16 protein-coding genes and 2 pseudogenes are annotated in these 18,077 nt (G+C 70.9%); 14 read left to right on the top strand and 4 right to left on the bottom strand.

What is annotated here, in order from left to right; all coding sequences use genetic code 11:
- Positions 1 to 169: 169 nt before the first annotated feature.
- From IEY89_RS01090 to IEY89_RS40295, 3 genes and pseudogenes are all read left to right on the top strand, one after another.
- Positions 170 to 628, top strand: coding sequence for a TIGR03618 family F420-dependent PPOX class oxidoreductase (locus IEY89_RS01090; protein ID WP_189145288.1), 459 nt, complete (start codon positions 170 to 172; stop codon positions 626 to 628).
- A 54-nt stretch (positions 629 to 682) separates the two neighbouring features.
- Positions 683 to 910: pseudogene (locus tag IEY89_RS40300) on the top strand (transposase); the annotation flags it as partial.
- Positions 911 to 1,060: 150 nt separating this feature from the next.
- Entirely contained in the window at positions 1,061 to 1,324 is a 264-nt protein-coding gene (locus IEY89_RS40295; RefSeq protein ID WP_229695036.1) for a hypothetical protein, read from the top strand.
- 267 nt (positions 1,325 to 1,591) lie between these two features.
- On the opposite strand, the gene IEY89_RS01080 is transcribed toward IEY89_RS40295, so the two are convergent.
- Positions 1,592 to 2,665 (bottom strand): EamA family transporter, encoded by a 1,074-nt coding sequence (locus tag IEY89_RS01080; RefSeq protein ID WP_189145286.1) that lies wholly within the window; start codon positions 2,663 to 2,665, stop codon positions 1,592 to 1,594.
- Between the two features lie 172 nt (positions 2,666 to 2,837).
- Here IEY89_RS01080 and IEY89_RS01075 point away from each other — a divergent pair, with 172 nt between their 5' ends.
- The 3 genes from IEY89_RS01075 to IEY89_RS01065 all read left to right on the top strand — a co-directional run bounded on the left by IEY89_RS01075 (position 2,838) and on the right by IEY89_RS01065 (position 4,400).
- Positions 2,838 to 3,170 (top strand): hypothetical protein, encoded by a 333-nt coding sequence (locus tag IEY89_RS01075; protein ID WP_189145706.1) that lies wholly within the window; start codon positions 2,838 to 2,840, stop codon positions 3,168 to 3,170.
- Positions 3,167 to 3,667 carry a hypothetical protein gene (locus tag IEY89_RS01070; RefSeq protein WP_189145285.1) on the top strand — a complete coding sequence of 167 codons (501 nt, stop codon included), beginning with the start codon at positions 3,167 to 3,169 and terminating at the stop codon, positions 3,665 to 3,667. The genes IEY89_RS01075 and IEY89_RS01070 overlap by 4 nt, the downstream gene beginning before the upstream one ends.
- A gap of 76 nt (positions 3,668 to 3,743) precedes the next feature.
- Positions 3,744 to 4,400, top strand: coding sequence for a class I SAM-dependent DNA methyltransferase (locus IEY89_RS01065; protein ID WP_189145284.1), 657 nt, complete (start codon positions 3,744 to 3,746; stop codon positions 4,398 to 4,400).
- A 100-nt stretch (positions 4,401 to 4,500) separates the two neighbouring features.
- On the opposite strand, the gene IEY89_RS01060 is transcribed toward IEY89_RS01065, so the two are convergent.
- A complete protein-coding gene (locus tag IEY89_RS01060) occupies positions 4,501 to 7,335 on the bottom strand; it encodes an FAD-binding and (Fe-S)-binding domain-containing protein (RefSeq protein ID WP_189145283.1) in 2,835 nt (944 codons plus the stop codon).
- 254 nt (positions 7,336 to 7,589) lie between these two features.
- On the opposite strand from IEY89_RS01060, the gene IEY89_RS01055 reads away from it, so the two are divergent.
- From IEY89_RS01055 to serC, 6 genes are all read left to right on the top strand, one after another.
- On the top strand, positions 7,590 to 9,572 hold the full coding sequence (locus IEY89_RS01055) for a sensor histidine kinase (protein WP_189145282.1): 1,983 nt from the start codon (positions 7,590 to 7,592) through the stop codon (positions 9,570 to 9,572).
- Positions 9,569 to 10,024 carry a roadblock/LC7 domain-containing protein gene (locus IEY89_RS01050; protein WP_189145281.1) on the top strand — a complete coding sequence of 152 codons (456 nt, stop codon included), beginning with the start codon at positions 9,569 to 9,571 and terminating at the stop codon, positions 10,022 to 10,024. Before IEY89_RS01055 ends, IEY89_RS01050 begins: the two co-directional genes overlap by 4 nt.
- The gene (locus IEY89_RS01045; RefSeq protein ID WP_189145280.1) at positions 10,021 to 10,392 is read left to right on the top strand and encodes a DUF742 domain-containing protein; all 372 of its coding nucleotides are present in this window, start codon (positions 10,021 to 10,023) and stop codon (positions 10,390 to 10,392) included. The genes IEY89_RS01050 and IEY89_RS01045 overlap by 4 nt, the downstream gene beginning before the upstream one ends.
- Positions 10,373 to 11,035: a GTP-binding protein gene (locus IEY89_RS01040; RefSeq protein WP_373287168.1), complete on the top strand. Its 663-nt coding sequence runs from the start codon at positions 10,373 to 10,375 to the stop codon at positions 11,033 to 11,035. The genes IEY89_RS01045 and IEY89_RS01040 overlap by 20 nt, the downstream gene beginning before the upstream one ends.
- Positions 11,032 to 12,240 (top strand): cytochrome P450, encoded by a 1,209-nt coding sequence (locus tag IEY89_RS01035; protein WP_189145279.1) that lies wholly within the window; start codon positions 11,032 to 11,034, stop codon positions 12,238 to 12,240. Before IEY89_RS01040 ends, IEY89_RS01035 begins: the two co-directional genes overlap by 4 nt.
- 173 nt (positions 12,241 to 12,413) lie before the next feature.
- On the top strand, positions 12,414 to 13,532 hold the full coding sequence (serC, locus tag IEY89_RS01030; RefSeq protein ID WP_189145278.1) for a phosphoserine transaminase: 1,119 nt from the start codon (positions 12,414 to 12,416) through the stop codon (positions 13,530 to 13,532).
- Positions 13,533 to 13,595: 63 nt separating this feature from the next.
- On the opposite strand, the gene IEY89_RS01025 is transcribed toward serC, so the two are convergent.
- Positions 13,596 to 13,985, bottom strand: a complete 390-nt coding sequence (locus IEY89_RS01025; RefSeq protein WP_189145277.1) for a VOC family protein — start codon at positions 13,983 to 13,985, stop codon at positions 13,596 to 13,598.
- Between the two features lie 381 nt (positions 13,986 to 14,366).
- Here IEY89_RS01025 and IEY89_RS41810 point away from each other — a divergent pair.
- Positions 14,367 to 14,459 (top strand): annotated as a pseudogene (locus IEY89_RS41810) (LuxR C-terminal-related transcriptional regulator); the annotation flags it as partial.
- 92 nt (positions 14,460 to 14,551) lie between these two features.
- Positions 14,552 to 14,839, top strand: a complete 288-nt coding sequence (locus IEY89_RS40290; RefSeq protein ID WP_229694983.1) for a hypothetical protein — start codon at positions 14,552 to 14,554, stop codon at positions 14,837 to 14,839.
- Positions 14,840 to 16,352: 1,513 nt separating this feature from the next.
- On the opposite strand, the gene IEY89_RS01015 is transcribed toward IEY89_RS40290, so the two are convergent.
- Positions 16,353 to 17,924 carry a cellulase family glycosylhydrolase gene (locus IEY89_RS01015; RefSeq protein WP_189145275.1) on the bottom strand — a complete coding sequence of 524 codons (1,572 nt, stop codon included), beginning with the start codon at positions 17,922 to 17,924 and terminating at the stop codon, positions 16,353 to 16,355.
- Positions 17,925 to 18,077 lie beyond the last annotated feature (153 nt).

The raw sequence follows: 18,077 nt of genomic DNA, 5'->3' as shown, positions 1-18,077 counted from the left end.
AGAGTTCCTCCTCGGACGGCTGCGCTGCGCAGCGCGGCACGTACGTACAGTAAACGGCCGAGGGAACGGGCACCGGCGGTTTGTCACCTTTACGGAGACAGGCCGTTTACGGCTTCCGCGTTCCGGCTGCCGGGGAATGCCGTTCTCCGGGTGGGCAGTTACCCGGTTCATGACCCAACGCCCCGCACCTCGCCCCCTGTCCGACGAGGCCCTCTCCGACCTGCTGGGCAAGCAGCGGTTCGGCACCCTTGCCACCAACAGGCGCAGCGGCCATGCCCACTTGACGACCATGGTCTACAGCTGGGATGCGGAGTCCCGCATCGCCCGGTTCTCCACCACGGCCGACCGCGTCAAGGTCAGGCATCTGCGACACGACCCGCGGGCGGCGCTGCATGTGTCGGGCGACGACGTGTGGTCGTTCGCTGTCGCGGAGGGCGAGGCGGAGGCGTCCGAGGTCACGACGGTCCCGGGCGACGCGGTCGGGCGGGAGTTGCTCGCGATGATCCCGGCGGCGGCCCGGCCGGAGGACGAACAGGCGTTTCTGGAGGAGTTGGTGGCCGAACGCCGCCTGGTGATCCGCCTGAAGGCGGATCGGCTGTACGGAACGGCACTGGACGTCGAGGGCTAGCAGCGTTTCGTTATTCCTGCTGGTCAGGGGCCTGATTTTGAGCGTAGGGTCCTGATGTTCCGTCAGTGGCGGGCTGGGTGGATCTCGTGGGTTGTCGGGCAGGACGCTCGCAGGGTGCGGCGACACGAGCTCACGGTCGCGCGGGGGCAGAGGATCGAGCCCCTGCTGCCCGGCAAGGGCAGGCCAGGCGGACCGTGGGCGGAGCACCGCAGGGTAATGAACGGGGCACTGTTCCGGGCCCGGACGGGGGTGCCCTTGCCGGATCTGCCCGAGCGGTACGGGCTCGACCTTCGCGGCCGCCTCCGACATGCCGGCGACCCGCAGCATGGTGGCGATTTCGGTGAGCTGAACGGGTATGGGCGGGTTTGCGACCCATACCTGAGGGCCATTGCTGAGGACGACCCTTCAACTCATCGATCAGGGAGTCTTTTCATGCGCATGCGTACCATTGTGGCGGCCGCGGTTCTGTCGGCCGGTCTTGTTCTGGGCGGTTCGGCCTCGGCGCTGGCGCACGGCGGGAACGGACAGGGCTACGACGACGGCCACTCGTCGAGCGCGTGCTGGATCGTGGCTGGTGCGGGTCACGGCCAGGGCTACTACGCCCAGGGATGTCAGCGCTCCGACGACAAGGGCGATGAGCGCGAGGGACACGACGGCTTCCTGTCCGGCCCGGACTTCGGCGACCGTCAGCACTGATCGTCCCGCCGCGCCTCCCACCTTGGCGGCCAGCGCCGGGCAGCGGGTGCCACCCCTGGACCAAGCCCGCTGCGAAGCAGCGTGCCAGGGTGGGTAGGCGCACAGGACATCCGCTCCCCGCGGAGGCACAGCACCGGTCCCGTCGCCAGACCGAGGTGCTGCCGGTCACCCGTAGCCGCCTGAAGACCAAGGCGCCTCTTGTGCCTCATCCGGCTCGGGCTGGCTCGGATACGAGCCAGCCCGAGCCGACGCGCCACGACACGGCCTCTACGCCTCCAACTCCATTGGTTTCCTGGCCACTTGAGCCGACCCACCCGCACCCTCGACAGCAACGACCGGATCCTTCTTCCCGCCCACCTGCGTCCGTACCGCCCCCATGCTCGCCACGATGACGAGGGAGATCGCGAGGGCCTCGGGGGCGGAGAGCACCTGGTCGAGGATCAGGAACCCGGCGGTCGCGGCGACAGCGGGCTCCAGGCTCATCAGGATCGCGAAGGTGGAGGAGGGCAGGCGCCGCAGCGCGAGAAGCTCCAGGGTGTACGGCAGCACGGAGGACAGGACGCCCACCGCCGAACCAAGGGCCACGGTGGTCGGGTCGAGCAGCTTCTCGCCGGACTCGACGACCCCCAACGGCAGAAACACCACCGCGGCGACCACCATGGCGAGCGCCAGCCCGTCGGCCTGCGGAAACCGTTGTCCCGTACGGGAACTGAGGACGATGTACAGCGCCCACATGGCACCGGCACCGAGGGCGAAGGCGACCCCTACGGGATCAAGGGTGCCGAAGCCGCCACCACCGAGCAGGAAAACCCCCGCGAGGGCGAGACCGGCCCAGGCGAGATTGAGAGCCCGCCGGGAGACGATGACGGACAGCACGAGCGGCCCGAGCACCTCCAGCGTGACAGCGGGACCGAGCGGGATCCGTCCGATGGCCTGATAGAACAGCCCGTTCATGGCGGCCATGGTCACGCCGAACAGAACGACCACTCCCCAGTCCCCCCGCGAGTACCCGCGCACCCTGGGACGGCACACCAGCAGCATGATCACGGCCGCTGCCACCAGCCTGAGCGTCACGATCCCGAAGGCCCCGGCCCTGGGCAGCAACGTCACGGCAAGCGCCCCACCGAACTGCACGGATATCCCCCCGGACAGCACGAGCCCCACGGCCCCCAGGGTCCCCCACCCCTTGCGCGCCCCCCGGTGCCGCCCTCGAGAGCCCCCGGGGGTGGGAGCGACGAGAGCGGGCAGGTTGACGGAGGGCAGCACGACGTCACCCGCACCGGCGGGCACAACCGGTCCGGCCACGGCGGCCCACGCGGGCAGACGCTCGGCACTGGGCATCTTTACAGGGCCTTCCCAGGATCTACGCGCGATCTCCGTACAATGAGATGCACTCCGCCGTCCAGAGTAATGGACCAGGGAGGGCGTGCGAACCCAGGTATACCCGAGGCACCCCGGCCCACACCCCGGCGGCCGGACAAAGTCATGGCGCAGCGACAGGATCGGCTACGTCATGGGCCACGAAGGTCCCTACATCCAGCTCCGCCCACCCGGCGGCGGTACGGAATGGGATGCAAGCCCTGACCGACTCCGCCCGGCCACCGCCACGGAAGCACTACGCGCCCGGGTCACCGAGCGGAACCGTGAGGGAAACCTCGCGGCGGCTCCACCCGCCGCCGACCGCTCGCCGTCCCCCGAGTGCACGCTCGCCAACCGTCCCGGCTACGAGCACCTGCACACCAACTGCCGCCAGACCACCGACGTGCCGCTGCCCCACGCCGTCGGCATCCTCCTGCAACCGCGCTGCGGCTGCACGTGCCACTCCCAGAGAAAGGACCAGTCATGACCATCGCTCTCGACCGCCCGGTGGGTACCCGCACGCGGGATCCGAAGGAACTGCTCAACGCCGTCCAGCCCCATGTCAGGCACCTGACCGTCAACGTGCTGGACGGCGGCATGACCCTGTGGGACCGCGAGATCGCGTTACTGCTCCGCGACCACACCATGGTCCGGGGCATGGCTGAACGCATCCTCGGCAACGCCGTCATGTACACCATCGGCTGCATCGAGCACCCCGAGGTACATCTCGGAGTCGGCAAGCTCGTGGACATCGGAGTCCATCAGCTCATCCTCGACACCCCCGTGTGGTGGGCTCTGTGCGACGCGTACAACGAGGGCCGTTACAAGCACCACGCCCCGTTCGTCGAACGCCGCCGCGACGGACTGTGCCTGCGCACCGCGGACTTCCTGCGGTCCATCGGGTTCGACGTGGACGAGGAGCTGTGGGCGATCGACGGCACCGACTGCTCGCCGTGCGACAACAAGGTCCCCGACAGCCATTGAACCGCCCTACCCTGGCCCCTGTCCTCGCCCCCCGGAGGGCAGGGGCACGGACCAGACCCTGGGATGAGGGACCGCCTTGCCCGCACAACACGACATCGTCGCCGAGACCGAACTGTGGGATGCCTACGCCGCGTCCGCGTTCCGGGAGGATGCCGAGCCGGTGTTCCGCTGGACCCAGTATGCCGGGCATGGCCCCGGCGCCGAACTGCTCGGCAACCCGCGCTCAGTGCTGGAAATCGGCTGCGGAACCGGGCGGGCCCTCGCTCACCTCGCCCGGCACGGCGTCCGGGCGCACGGAGTCGACCTCTCGCCGGTCATGGTCGAGAAGACGGCCGAGAAGTGGCGGGACACCGGGGCCGTGTTCAGGTGCGCCGAAGTCCTGGCGCACCTCGCGGAGTGCGCGGACACGTACGACGCCGTCTACTCGGTCTTCGGCGCGGCCTGGTTCACCGACCCCGGCCGTCTCTTCCCGCTCGTACGGCAGCGGTTGAACGCCGGCGGTGTCTTCGTGTTCTCGCATCCCCCGGCCATTCCCGGCGCGTACGGGCCGCAGGGCATGTACAAGGGGGGCTTCGCGGGCAAGGCTCTGTTCACCTACCGCTACAGCTACCGCCCCGCCGTGTGGGAACGGCTCCTGACCCGGGCCGGCTTCGCCGAAGCGACGGCCCGGGTGCTCGATGCCCCGACGCCCGGCCACATCGGGACGCTGATCGTCCGCGCCGAGGCGCCCTGAGCCGCCTTTGGTCACCCCGCCAGGTACGGCCCCGCCCTCACCAGCGACGACACCGTGTGGATGTCGGAGAGGACGGCCGACCGCCGCGACTCGGCCCCGCTCATGCCTCGTCCCCCTCCAACCCCTCCGCCAGCACCTCCGCCAGATGCCGCCCCCGCACCCCCGCCAGATGCTGAAGCTGCGTCCGGCAGGAGAACCCGTCCGCCAGTACCACCGACCCCTCGCCCGCCTCCCGTACCGCCGGCAGCAGGCGTTCCTCCGCGCAGGCCGTGGACACCTCGAAGTGGCCCTTCTCGAAGCCGAAGTTGCCGGCCAGGCCGCAGCAGCCGCCCGCCAGTTCTCCTGTCAGGCCCGCGGCCTCGCGCAGGCGGCGGTCCGCCGCGTCGCCCAGGACCGCGTGCTGGTGGCAGTGGGTCTGGCCGGTGGCCGGGCGGTTCACGTGGGGCGGGGTCCAGTCGGGGGCGTGGTGTTCCAGGGTCTCCGCGAAGGTGAGGACCGTGTCCGCGAGGCGCCGCGCGCGTGGGTCGTCGTGCAGCAGCTCCGGCAGGTCCGCGCGGAGGGCCGCCGCGCAGCTCGGCTCCAGGACCACCACCGGGGTGCCCGCGTCCAGCACCGGCTCCATGGCGTCGAGCGTGCGGCGCAGCACCGCGCGGGCCCGGTCCAGTTGGCCGGTCGAGACGTACGTCAGGCCGCAGCAGACCCGGGCGCGGGTACGGGTCCGCCCGGTCGCTGGCAGCGTCACCTCCAGGCCCGCCGCCTCCAGTACGCGCACCGCCGCCCGCCCCACCGACGGCGTCAGGTGCTCCGTGAAGGTGTCGGGCCAGAGGACCACCGGCGGACGTTTCCCGCTGTCAGGCGCGGGCGCCCTCCTCCCCCACCACCGGCTGAACGTCTGACTCGCCACCGCCGGGATCTCCCGCTCGGGCGCGATTCCGCCCAGCCGTTTCGCCAGTGCCGCCAACGCACCCAACGAGGCGAGGGAGTTGAGCACGCGGGCCGTGCGCGTACGGGCGACGGCCGCCAGCCACAGCGGGAGCCACCCCATCACGTAGTGGGCCGCCGGGCGCAGTCGGCCGGCCCAGTGGTGGTGGAGGAACTCCGCCTTGTACGTGGCCATGTCGACCTCGACCGGGCAGTCCGAGCGGCAGCCCTTGCAGGAGAGGCACAGGTCCAGCGCGTCGCGGACCTCCGCCGACCGCCAGCCGTCCGTGATCACCTCACCCGCGAGCATCTCGTGCAGCAGCCGGGCCCGCCCGCGCGTGGAGTGCGCCTCCTCGCCCGTCACCCGGAAGGACGGGCACATGACGTCCGAGCCCTTCGCGCTCCCCGAAGCCTGCGTACGGCACTTGGCCACCCCCACGCATCTGCTGACCGCCGCCGAGAAGTTCCCGCCGTCCGCCGGGTAGCCGAAGGCCACGTCCACCGGCTCGCGGGGCAGGACGGCGAACCGGAGGTTCTCGTCCAGGCGGGCGGGGCGGACCAGCATGCCGGGGTTCAGGAGGTCGTCCGGGTCCCAGAGGGCCTTCGTACGCTCGAAGAGGGCGATCACCTCGGGGGCGTACATCTTCGGGAGGAGTTCCGCGCGGGCCTGGCCGTCGCCGTGTTCGCCCGACAGGGAACCGCCGTGCGACACCACCAGCTCCGCCAGCTCCTCCGAGAAGCGGCGGAAGCGGGCCACGCCCGGTGCCGTCAGCAGGTCGAAGTCGATGCGTACGTGGATGCAGCCGTCGCCGAAGTGGCCGTACGGCGTGCCGCGCAGGCCGTGGTCGCGCAACAGTCCTCTGAAGTCCCGCAGGTACACGCCCAGTCGGTGCGGCGGTACCGCGCAGTCCTCCCAGCCGGGCCAGGCCTCCGTGCCGTCCGGCATTCTCGTCGCCGTGCCGCTCGCGTCCTCGCGGATGCGCCACAGGGCGCGTTGGCCGGCCGGGTCGGACACCACGAGGGCGTTCCTGACGTCCGCCGCACGCACGATCGCGTCCGCACGCGCACGTGCCTCCGCCGGGGTCTCGCCGCCCGTCTCCACGAACAGCCAGGCGCCGCCCCGGGGCAGGTCCGTGGCGGTACGGACCAGGTCGGCGGCCATGCCCTCGACCGTCAGCGGACCGTACGGCAGCAGCCCTGCCGCCGCCTCCGCCGCGGCGCTCTCGTCCCCGTACGCCAGCACGGCCAGCGCACGCGCGCGCGGGGCCTCGACCAGGCGGACGACCGCCTCCGTGACAATCCCCAGGGTGCCTTCCGAGCCGCAGAAGGAGCGGGCGACGTCCGCGCCCTTCTCGGGGAGCAGGGCGTCCAGCGCGTACCCGGAAATGCGGCGGGGGAGGTCCGGGAAGCCGGTGCGCAGGCGTGCCGTGTCGCCCTCCGCCAGCTGTCGCAGGCCGTCCGGGGCGCCCGCCCAGTTCCGGCCCAGGCGGAGCCGGTCGCCGCGCGCGCGGATCACCGTCAGCTCGCGCACGCTGTCCGCGGTGGTGCCCCAGGCGACGGAGTGCGCACCGCAGGAGTTGTTGCCGATCATGCCGCCGAGCGTGCAGCGGCCGTGGGTCGACGGATCGGGGCCGAAACGCAGGCCGTGCGGGGCGGCGGCCTCCTGAAGACGGTCGAGAACCAGCCCTGGCTGAACAACAGCCGTCTGTTCCTCGTGGTTGAGGGAGAGGAGGTGGTCCATATGCCGGGTGAAGTCCAGAACGACCCCCGTACCCGTCGCCTGACCCGCGATCGACGTGCCCCCGCCGCGCGCCACGACCGGGACGCCGTGCGCCCCGCAGACAGCGAGGACCGCCGCCACGTCGTCCGCGTCGCGCGGGGCGACGACGCCCAGCGGGACGCGCCGGTAGTTCGACGCGTCCATGGTGGTCAGCGCCCGGGACGTCACGTCGAAACCGACCTCGCCCCGGACCGCCTCCCGCAGTTCCGCCTCCAGCGGTCGAAGATCCGTCATGCCCCCAGCATGCATCCCACCACTGACAGTGACCGTCCGGGCAAGCCGGGAAACGTGGACGGTTTGTGTGGACCGAACCGAAACACCGTCAATTCGTTCACTAACTCCCCTATAGTTACCGCGAGTTGAGCACCATCAGTAACATCTCGCTCACAAACCGATTGCACAGGCGCCCCGCAGGGCCCGCCGGCCCAGGCGGCAGCACCGAGGACACAGCCGAGGAACCGACCCAGGAACCGACCGAGGACCCCTTCATGACCGCGCCCCGCCAACCCGGCGAACGCCCCGCCTACCGCGCCCTCCTGCCCGCCCCACTGCTCACCGCCGCGCTCGCCGCCGTCGCGGTGGCCGGCGGCGTCGCCCGGGCGCCGGACGAGGCGCGCGTCCCGCTCGTTCTGGGCGGGGCGGTCGCCGCGCTGCTGCTGTGCGCGGCCGTCACCGTGGCCGTCCACGGCATCAGGTCCGCCCGTCTGTCGGGCCGGCGGCTGGCGGTCGCCACCGACGACGCCGGCCGTCTGCTGCACGACCGCGCCCGCCTCGCCGAGGAACTGAACCATGTACGGGCGGGAACGGCCGCCGACCTGGAGCGGGAACGCGCACGCGTGTCCGCCGATCTCGCCCGGGAGCGCGCCCGCCTCACCGAGGCCTCCGCCCAGGAGTTCAGCCGCCTCCAGCGGGAGAAGGCCTACGAGATCACCCGGCTCACCGAGGACAGCCTCCGCCTGACCGAAGAGCTGCGCCGGGCCAACCAGGAGCGGGCGGCGGCCCTCGCGGCCACCGCCAACGCGGCCGGCCGGATGCAGGCGCTGGCCACGAGCACCCTGGCCGACCTGCGCGCCATGGAGGACCGGCACACGGACGAGGACGTCCTCGCCGACCTTCTCCACCTCGACCACCGCACCGCCCAGGCGGGCCGCCTCGCCGACTCGATCGCCGTCCTCTCGGGCGCCCGTTCGGGCCGCCGCTGGGCCCGCCCGATCGTCATGGAGTCGATCCTGCGCGGTGCCATGGGCCGTATCAGCGGGTACCAACGCGTGCGCGTGCACTCCGCCAGCGACGCGGCCGTCGCCGGACACGCCGCCGAGGGTGTCATGCACGCGCTGGCCGAACTCCTCGACAACGCCGCGAACTTCTCGCCGCCGACCGCCGAGGTCCACGTGTACGTCGAGGAGGTCCCCGGCGGGGTCATCGTGTCCGTGGAGGACAGCGGCCTGGTCATGAGCGACGTGCAGTTGCACCGCGCCGAACGGGCCGTCTCCGGGGAGGACGGCAGGAGCGACGCCAAGGGCAGCGGGAGGAACTCCGAAGGCGCGGGGCTCGGCGGCCTCACCGGCACCCGCCTCGGCCTCACCGTCGTCGGCCGGCTCGCCCGCAAGTACGGCCTCACGGTCTCCTTCCGCCCCTCCGCGCGCGGCGGCACCGGCGTCCTGGTGCTGATCCCGCAGGACATCCTCGCCGGGAGCACGGTGGCGGCCGAGCCGCTGCCCATGCCGATGCCACCACCGCCGACACCGACACCGTCGGCACAACCGGTACCGGAGGCGCCCGCGGCCCCGGCGCCCACACCCGGCGAACCCTGGGAAGCCCGTTCCGGGGAGCGGGAACAGGAACGGCACCCCCAGGCGTCGTACCCGGAAGAGGGCCACGTGGAGTGGCCGTACCCGGAGGAGCTGTACACGAACGCTCCCTCCGCGCGGGAACCGTACGCGCAGGAGCAGCCGAACGCGCGGGAACCGTACGGGGAGCAGCCCCACGCGGAACAGCCGTACGCGGAACAGTCCTACGCAGCCGCCCGCGCCGCCGTCGGTGACCTGGACCCGGACCCCGTACCGACCCACGAGTCCCCCGACCCCGCACCGCAGCCCCCGGAGAGCCACCGCGCGGAGGTGCCCCCCGGCGAGCTGCCGCAACGGCGCCGGGGCCGTACGCTCGCCGAGGCCGAGCGCTCCCGAGGGGGCGCGCAGGCCGACGAGTCGGGGTTCTCGATCCCCCTCGCGCCGCCCGACCCCGACGACACGCGCGAGCGTGTGGCCCGTTTCGGGAGTTTCCGGCAGGCCGTGCGCGGCACCGTGCCGGATCAGGCGGTCCTCCAGGGCAGCGCCGCCGGCCCGGAGCCGACCCCCGCACCCTCCGCCGCCCCCGCGCAGGCTCCCTTGATCCCGACGGAAGCCGCACCCGCACCGCCCACCACCACACCCCCCACCACCTCCCACCCGGAAGGCGACCCCACCCCATGACCGGCACTGGCCTCGGCCCCGGACCGACGACCGCCGACGACAAGCTGACCTGGCTCATCGAGGGACTGCTGGAGCGCACCCCGGGTGCCCGGCACGCGCTCGTGCTCTCCCGGGACGGCCTGAAGCTGTGCCGTACGCCGGAGCTGTCCGTCGACCAGGCGGACCAGCTCGCCGCGATCGCCGCCGGCATCCAGTCGCTGTCGCACGGCGCGTCCGTGGAGTTCGGGGACGGCAGCGGAGGAGTGCGTACCGCGATGACCGAGTTCTACGGCGGGGTGCTGTTCATCGTCGAGGCCGGCCAGGGCGCGCACCTCGCCGTCGTCACCGCCGAGGACGCGGACGCCGGGCTCGTCGGCCACAACATGAGCGAACTCGTCGAGCAGCTCGGGGAGCACCTGCGCGCACAGCCCCGAACGACACAGCACCATGCGGCCCAGCCCCGTACGGCATGAATGGACAGGGGGGACAACCGGGGAACCGTCCGGGAAGGGACGATTCCCCGGACCGGCTCTACACCCTCACCGGAGGACGCAGCCGCTCCGCGCCCGACAACCCGTTCGACCTGGTGACGCTGGTCGTCGCCGAGTGTGATCCGGTGCCGGGGATGCAGTCCGAGCACGCGGCGATCCTGCGGCTCGCCGAGCGTCCCACGGCGGTGGTGGAGGTCGCCGCCGTGCTGCGGCTGCCGGTGGGCATCACCAAGGTCCTGCTCGCCGACCTCCTCGCCGCGGGCCGCGTCAGCGCCCGCCATCCGCGCCGGACCGCCGTTACCGACCCCGACATCCTGGAGCAGGTGCTCGTTGGACTCCGTAACCTCTGATCCGGCCGAAAGCGTCGGCGCCGAAGCCGACCCACGGCCACCCCTGCGCGCCTCCGCCGACAACGGGCTGAAGATCGTGGTCGTCGGCGGCTTCGGCGCCGGCAAGACGACGCTCGTCCGTTCGGTCAGCGAGATACGTCCGCTCAGTACCGAGGAGACGATGACGCGGGCCGGCGAGGCCGTCGACGACGTCAGCGCGGTGCGCGACAAGAACGCCACGACCGTCGCCTTCGACTTCGGCCGCATCACGCTCGACGCCCGCAACGTGCTGTACCTGTTCGGGGCGCCGGGCCAGGAACGCTTCTGGTTCCTCTGGGACCGGCTGTTCACCGGCGCGCTCGGCGCGGTCGTCCTAGTCGACACCCGCCGTCTCGACGACTCCTGGTACGCCATCGACCGCCTCGAACGGCACGGCACACCGTTCGTCGTCGCCCGCAACGACTTCGGCGGCCCCGACTTCGCCCCGCAGGCCATCCGCGACGCGCTCGACCTCGACCCCGACGTACCCCTCGTCCACTGCGACGCGCGCGCCCGGAATTCCAGCAAGCGGGTGCTGATCGCGCTCGTGGAACACGCCAAGCACCGCTACCGGCGTTCATACGATGCCCAAGTGCCCGCACTCACAGAGGAGTCGCCCCGGTGACCGCCGCCCATGTCCCCCTCGACAGCTCCCTGTTGCGGATCGAACCCGACCGGCTCTACCGGGAGATGCGGCGCGAACACGGTCCGGTGACACCGGTGCTGCTCGACGGGGACGTACCCGCCTGGCTGGTGCTCGGCTACCGCGAACTGCACCAAGTCACCGGAGATTCCGTGCTGTTCAGCCGGGACTCGGAGCTGTGGAACCAGTGGGAGAGGATCCCCGCCGACTGGCCGCACCTGCCGATGATCGGCCGCGGACAGCCCTCGATCCTCTACACCGTCGGCGAACGCCACCGCGAGCGCGCCACGATGATCGGCAACGCCCTGGAGGGGGCCGATCCGGTCGAACTGCGGTCGTACACCGAGAAGTTCGCGGACGAGCTGATCGACGCGATCTGCGTCCGGGGCGAGGCGGACCTCGTCCAGGAGTACGCGATGCTGCTTCCGGTACGCGTCCTGGCCCACCTCTTCGGTTTCGCCGACGAGGACGGGCCGGCCCTGGTCTCCGCGGCGCTCGCCATGACCGACGGCCTGGAGACCGGCCTGGCGGGCCAGCAGCACCTGGTCGCTTCGATGGGCCGGCTGCTGGCCGCCCGCAGGCTGCGGCCCTCGGACGACGTGGTCTCGCGGATGCTCGCGAACCCGTACGGCTTCACGGACGAGGAGATCGCCCACGACCTGATGATCATGATCGCGGCGGGGAACGACCCGACCGCCGACTGGATGGGCAACTCGCTGCGCCTGATGCTCACGGACGAGCGGTTCGCGGCCTCCCTCTTCGGTGGCCGCAGCAGTGTCGCCGAGGCGATGAACGAGGTCCTGTGGGAGGACGCGCCCGTGCAGACCATGCCGGGCCGCTGGGCGTCCCGCGACACCCGCCTGGGCGGCCGGCACATCCGTACGGGTGACCTGCTCCTCCTCGGCCTCCAGGGCGCCAACTCCGACCCCCAGGTCCGCACCCACGGCTCTGCCCTCACCGGCGGCAACAACGCCCACTTCTCCTTCGGACACGGCGAACACCGGTGCCCGTTCCCGGCGCAGGAGGTCGCGGAGGTCATCGCGAGGACGGGCATCGAGGTCGTCCTGGACCGCCTCCCGGACATCGACCTGGCGGTCCCGGCCGAGACTTTGACCCGCCGCGCATCCCCCTGGCTACGGGGCCTGACGGAACTCCCGGTCCGCTTCACTCCGACGCTGAGGGGCTGATCTTCAGCCCGTCCGGCGTTTGAGGACGAGGCCCCTTCAGGGCCGAAGCGGGGGTCTGGGGGCGGCAGCCCCCAGGGACGGGCGCCCCCCCAACCCCCGTCAAACCCGCGGAGCGCGTCTCACCGGACGGACCACGTTGCGTCCACGTTTCCCAAAACGGCTACGCTCCCCCCGTGGCTGAGATCCAGATTCCCGCTGACATCAAGCCCGCCGACGGACGTTTCGGCGCGGGCCCCTCCAAGGTGCGGACGGAAGCGCTGGACGCGCTGGCCGCCACCGGTAGCTCCCTCCTCGGTACCTCCCACCGCCAGGCCCCGGTCAAGAACCTGGTCGGCAAGGTGCGCGAGGGCATTTCTTCGCTGTTCCAGCTCCCCGACGGCTACGAGGTCGTCCTCGGCAACGGCGGCTCGACGGCGTTCTGGGACGTCGCGACGCACGGCCTGATCGAGAACAAGTCGCAGCACCTCACCTTCGGTGAGTTCAGCTCGAAGTTCGCGAAGGCCGCCAAGCTCGCCCCCTGGCTCGCCGACCCGACCGTCCTCTCCTCGGACCCGGGCACCCACCCGGACCCGGAGGCCGAGGCGGGCGTCGACGTCTACGCCTTCACCCACAACGAGACGTCCACCGGTGTCGCCGCTCCCATCAAGCGCGTACCGGGTGCCGACGAGGGCTCCCTCGTCCTCGTGGACGCCACGTCCGGCGCCGGCGGTCTGCCGGTCGACGTCGCCGAGACCGACGTCTACTACTTCGCCCCGCAGAAGTCCTTCGCGGCGGACGGCGGCCTCTGGCTCGCCGCGTTCTCCCCGGCCGCGATCGAGCGTGCCGAGCGCATCCACGCGAGCGGGCGCCACGTACCGGAGTTCTTCTCGCTCCCCACGGCGATCGACAACTCGCGCAAGAACCAGACGTACAACACCCCGGCCCTCGCCACCCTGTTCCTCCTCAACGAGCAGCTGGAGTGGATCAACGGCCAGGGCGGCCTGGACTGGGCGGTCCGCCGCACCGCCACCTCCGCCCGCACGCTGTACGGCTGGGCCGAGGACGTCAAGTACGCGAACCCGTTCGTCACCGACCCGGCCAAGCGCTCGCAGGTCATCGGCACGATCGACTTCACGGACGAGATCGACGCCGCCGCCGTCGCCAAGGTCCTGCGCGCCAACGGCATCGTCGACACGGAGCCCTACCGCAAGCTCGGCCGCAACCAGCTCCGCGTGGCGATGTTCCCGGCGATCGACCCGGCGGACGTCGAAGCGCTGACGAAGTGCATCGACTACGTGATCGAGAAGCTGTAACCCCGTACAAGCAGTGACCGAGGGCCGCTCTCCACTGTGGAGTGCGGCCCTCGGCGCATCCGCCTACGAGGCCCAGCCGCCGTACGGCACCGTGATGAGCTCCATGGCGTGACCCGCCGGGTCCATGAAGTACACGCCGTGGCCACCGTCGTTGTGGTTGATCGTGCCGGGCTGCTTCCGGTGGGGGTCGGCGTAGTGCTCGATACCGCGCCGCCTGATCAGCGCGTACGCCGCGTGGAACTCCTCCTCCGAGACCAGGAAGGCGTAGTGCTGGGGGGTGATCCTGTCCGCGGGGACCGTGGCGAAGTCCAGGGTGACGCCGTTGTTCAGTTCGACCGCGCTGAACGGGCCCCACTCGGCGGTGATCTCGAGACCGAGCAGGTTCGCGAAGAATTCCGCGGACTCCCGGTTGTCCCGTGCGTGGACGATCGTGTGGTTCAACTCGACTGACAAGGAATGCCTCCGAAGGGCATGTCCCGACACCTCCATGCCTCACCCGGCCGGTGACCGACACGCGATGTCACCACAAAGCCTAGCTGCCGTACGGGCCGACCGGGGGTGATCACGTGACTGATCGCGACTGGGACGACGACCGTGAGCACCGTGACGGGGTCCAGCGCGCCGAGCGGGCAACGCGGTTCGGCTGGGCAGCGGTCGCCGGCACAACAGGGGTGCTGGGCTGCGTACCGATCGTCCTGACCGTGGCCTGTGCGGTCGCGGCCGTGGCGGGTCTGTACGTGACTACCGACGGCTCAATAGCAATCGGTGATCAGAGGCGGGGAATCCTTCTGGTAGGGCCGGTGGAGCCAGGGGGTTGCATGCCGCCGTGGGGACCGCAGGGAGCGGGAAGTGGCCGCGCTGGTGGCCCAGGGCATGACCAACCGCCAGGCCGCTTCCGCACTCGACCTGTCACCGCGTACCGCCGACCCTGACACGTTCTGGTGGGGCCGGCAGCTGTGTGTGAGCGGGCAGACGACCTTCAACCACTGCGGCCACCCGGTCTCCTACACCAACTACGGATGGTGCTACACGCCGAGCTGGTCCGGCGCCCAGTTCTGCGTCAACAGAGCGATGGCTACGCCATGGACCGCGGCGGGAGAAACGACCCCTGCTGGTGCGACGGGAAATTCACCACGCCCGGTGACTCGGGCGCACCCGTCTACGTAGAAGGGCAGTATGGCGACGCCTGGATCGCGGGCATTCACAACGGTTCCGCCTGGATCGACGGCAAGGATCGCATGGTCAACACTAGGGCCTGGTCGATCCTTGAGCAGACGAACTCCAATCTCGTCTTTGGCGACTCATAAGAAGCCGAAGGGCCTCGGATCACGGCGAGGCACCGTCGCCCCCCGTCGCCCCTCCCTTCCAGCCGACGCAATGGTGAGACTGCCATGGATGTCCGCCGGCCGTAGCTAGCGCGTCCGGGCCTCGTCACCTTCTGCTCGGACGCGACTGGCCCGGGGGCCGCCCCGTGAACGGCGGCGCCCGGGCCGGGCCTCGATTCTCCTGGTGACATCGCACCCCGGCGGCCCGTCACACTCCCAGCCGGTCGACACGACCGCCGCCCCTTCAGCCGGCCCCTCACCCGCAGCCATGTCAACACCCCGAGCCGCCGCCCTCAGGCGGCGCCCCACGCCCCGGAGTTCCCACCATGAACCACACCGGCAACCGGACCACCACCCTGTCGGCCGCCCCCAAGGGGCACGGCCTCGACCACAGCGGCCATACCGGCATCAGGTTCGGCAGATTGCTGGCTTCCAGCACGCCGTACATCGCTTCCCTCACCGCGGTCGGCGGTCTGCTGACCGTCCTCGGCTTCGCCATCGGCGGCCCCGGCATCATCGCGACGATGTCCACCCTCCTGAACGACGGTTCCTGGACCCAGCCCGACACTTGGGCCGCGCTGCTGCTGCAGACCGGTGTCACCGCGCTGGCTCTCTTCGCACCGATCGTCGGCGGGTATGTCGCCTACAGCATGGCCGGCCTGCCCGCGCTGGTTCCCGGCCTCATCGGCGGCATGGTCGCCATGAACTTCCAAGGCGGCTTCCTCGGCGGGCTGGTCGCCGGTGCGATCGCCGGTGCGGTCTCCATGCTGGGTCTGATGGTCTCCTCCGACCTCAGCGGGACGATCAGCCGGACCGCCATCGCCTTCGCTGTCACGGGCGTGGAGACCGCAGCGAACAGCCTCAACTTCACCATCATGGCCACGGTGGTGGCGGCCGCCATGGTTCCGCCGCTGGCCCTGTCACTGGCCACCGTGGTGCGTGGCTCGTTGTTCACTCCCGCCGAGCGAACCTATGGAAAGGTCGCCTGGCTGTTCGGCCTGGCCTTCGTCCCCGAGAGCGCCATCCCGTTCGCACTGGCCGCCCCTTTGCGGGTGATCCCGGCCTCCATGGCGGGCGGCGCCGTCACCGGTGCCCTGACCATGACCTTCGGCAGCACCCTGACCGTCTCGTACGGCGGCGTCTTCGCCGCCGGACACTGCTGTTCGTCGCCGCCGTCGCCGCGGGCGTCCTCACCACCGCCGCCCTCACCATCGGCCTCAAGAGCCTGCGGCGCACCGCCCCGGCCAAGACCACCGCCCGTGCAGCCACGGCCGTTGGCCGCGAGAAGGCCGTGGCAGCCGCCTGAGGCGATCACTCCGCCCGCCCGGGGAAGGCAGCGTATCGGCAGCCTGAGCAGGAAGACGCGACTTCAGCGCTCGACTCCCTCGGCCGGCAACCGGGCCAAGGCCAATGGAGATGAGCTGCAAATACGTCGATGGGGGTGCCCGGTGACGCGCCAGTCACCCGGCACCCCCCATCCCACGTCCTCAGAGCCTCACGTGGCCGTACAACTCACCGTAGGCACGCCCCCGCCCCCCGGCGCTCCCCCGAACCCGAAGCTCGCCGAACCCCCCACCGCCACGCTCCCGTTGTGGGCCGCGTTCCCAGCGGTGACCGTCGCCCCGGACTGCGTGTACGAGGCGTTCCACATGCTCGTGATCGACTGCGATCCGCCCCAAGTCCACGTCACCTTCCAGGACTTGAGCGCCACCGTCCCCGAATTGGTCACCTTCACCTCGGCGTTGAACCCGCCGCCCCAGTCGCTGCTGACGGCGTAGGAGGCAGCGCAGGCCGCCGTACTGCCGCCACCGCCACCACCGCCGCCCCCTCCCCCGCCGCCACCGCTCCCCGGGAAGCCCGGCGCCTTGACGCTCGCCAGGTATCCGTCCTTCACGGTGTCCACGGTCGACCAGTCGTCCTTCAGGATCCCGCCCGTGTCACCGGAGTTGGGGTTCCACGACCAGAAGGTCCAGTGGAAGGAGTCCGAGCCGTAGGTCGCTGTCGGGCGCAGATAGTCGACCAGTGCGGCCAGCCACCGCTGGTCCACGGTCGACTGGAGGGTCGTGCCGAACTCCCCCACCCACACCGGCGCGATGTTCTGCTTGAAGATGTAGCCCCAGTACTTGTCCCAGATCCCCGGCATGTTGGCGGGGAACGAGGGGTCGCTGAACCAGCTCTGCTGGGCGACGCTCGTCGCGTAGTCGTGGGCCGAGTACACCACCCGGTTCGCCACATCCAGCTGCACCGGATACTGCGCGACCCCCATCAGGTTGCCGCCCCACCAGCCGGAGACCCCGTTGAACGTCTGCACCCCCTCCACGAACACGAGCAGCTGCGGATTGACCGACAGCACCGCGTTGCCCGCCCGCTGCGCCGCCAGCCGCCAGTCCCTCGTCGTGTCACCGCAGCCCCAACAGGCCGGATCGTGCGGCTCGTTGTGCAGGTCGATGCCGATGACCGCGTCCTGACCGGAGTAACGCGCCGCCAGCGCCTTCAGGTTGGCGATCCATGTCGACTCGGGCACCGCCGAGGTGTACCAGAGCGCCGACTGCCCGGCCGCGTCCGGCCGATGCCGGTCCAGGACGACCTTGAGGCCGGTCTGACCGGCGTACGCGACCAGCTTGTCCATGATCTGGAGGGAGCCCAGACCCTGAAGGTCGGCGTTCTTGCCGCCGCTGAAGTCGATGCTGTTGGGGACGGCCGAGGACTTGAAGATGTCATCGCTGTACGGCAGTCGGATGGTGTTGTAGCCGAGCGTCCTCATCTGGTCGATCATGCTCTTGTAGTCGCGGGACCAGAGTCCGTGCACCACGTTGTTGCTGGTCTCGAAGCCGAACCAGTTGATGCCGGCGATCCGGACCGGCTGCCCGGCCGCGTCCAGGATCTGACGCCCGCTGGTGTGCCAGTAGCCGGCGCCGGCGGCTGCCGCACGGACGTCCGCCGCATCGGCGTCCGCCGCGTGGGCGGCCTGCACACCGGCTCCCAGCGGGAGCAGGAGCACGGCGGCAACAGAACACATCGCTCGTCGCCAGCTGCGGGAGCCGCGGAAATTGGAGAAGCGGAACATGTCGCTCGTTCCTCTCGGGAGGCGCGGCCCCGGAATCGATGGGAGCGCTCCCACATACCGCGCACCTCCCAGGAAACTGACACAACATGCCCACGTCAATACTCGCGGCAGCCCGGGATGTGCACGGCGTCCAGCAGCCGTCCGCCACTCAGC

Source organism: Streptomyces lacrimifluminis, assembly GCF_014646095.1.
Lineage (GTDB): Bacteria > Actinomycetota > Actinomycetes > Streptomycetales > Streptomycetaceae > Streptomyces > Streptomyces lacrimifluminis.
This window is presented reverse-complemented; position numbering and strand designations above follow the sequence as displayed.

Coding starts and splice junctions, on each gene's coding strand:
- IEY89_RS01050 (WP_189145281.1), top strand. CDS start 9,569: ATGACCGGCACTGGCCTCGGCCCCGGACCGACGACCGCCGACGACAAG.
- IEY89_RS40295 (WP_229695036.1), top strand. CDS start 1,061: ATGCGCATGCGTACCATTGTGGCGGCCGCGGTTCTGTCGGCCGGTCTT.
- IEY89_RS01075 (WP_189145706.1), top strand. CDS start 2,838: ATGGGCCACGAAGGTCCCTACATCCAGCTCCGCCCACCCGGCGGCGGT.
- IEY89_RS01070 (WP_189145285.1), top strand. CDS start 3,167: ATGACCATCGCTCTCGACCGCCCGGTGGGTACCCGCACGCGGGATCCG.
- IEY89_RS01015 (WP_189145275.1), bottom strand. CDS start 17,924: ATGTTCCGCTTCTCCAATTTCCGCGGCTCCCGCAGCTGGCGACGAGCG.
- IEY89_RS01090 (WP_189145288.1), top strand. CDS start 170: ATGACCCAACGCCCCGCACCTCGCCCCCTGTCCGACGAGGCCCTCTCC.
- IEY89_RS01080 (WP_189145286.1), bottom strand. CDS start 2,665: ATGCCCAGTGCCGAGCGTCTGCCCGCGTGGGCCGCCGTGGCCGGACCG.
- IEY89_RS01045 (WP_189145280.1), top strand. CDS start 10,021: ATGAATGGACAGGGGGGACAACCGGGGAACCGTCCGGGAAGGGACGAT.
- IEY89_RS01055 (WP_189145282.1), top strand. CDS start 7,590: ATGACCGCGCCCCGCCAACCCGGCGAACGCCCCGCCTACCGCGCCCTC.
- IEY89_RS40290 (WP_229694983.1), top strand. CDS start 14,552: ATGGTGCTACACGCCGAGCTGGTCCGGCGCCCAGTTCTGCGTCAACAG.
- IEY89_RS01060 (WP_189145283.1), bottom strand. CDS start 7,335: ATGACGGATCTTCGACCGCTGGAGGCGGAACTGCGGGAGGCGGTCCGG.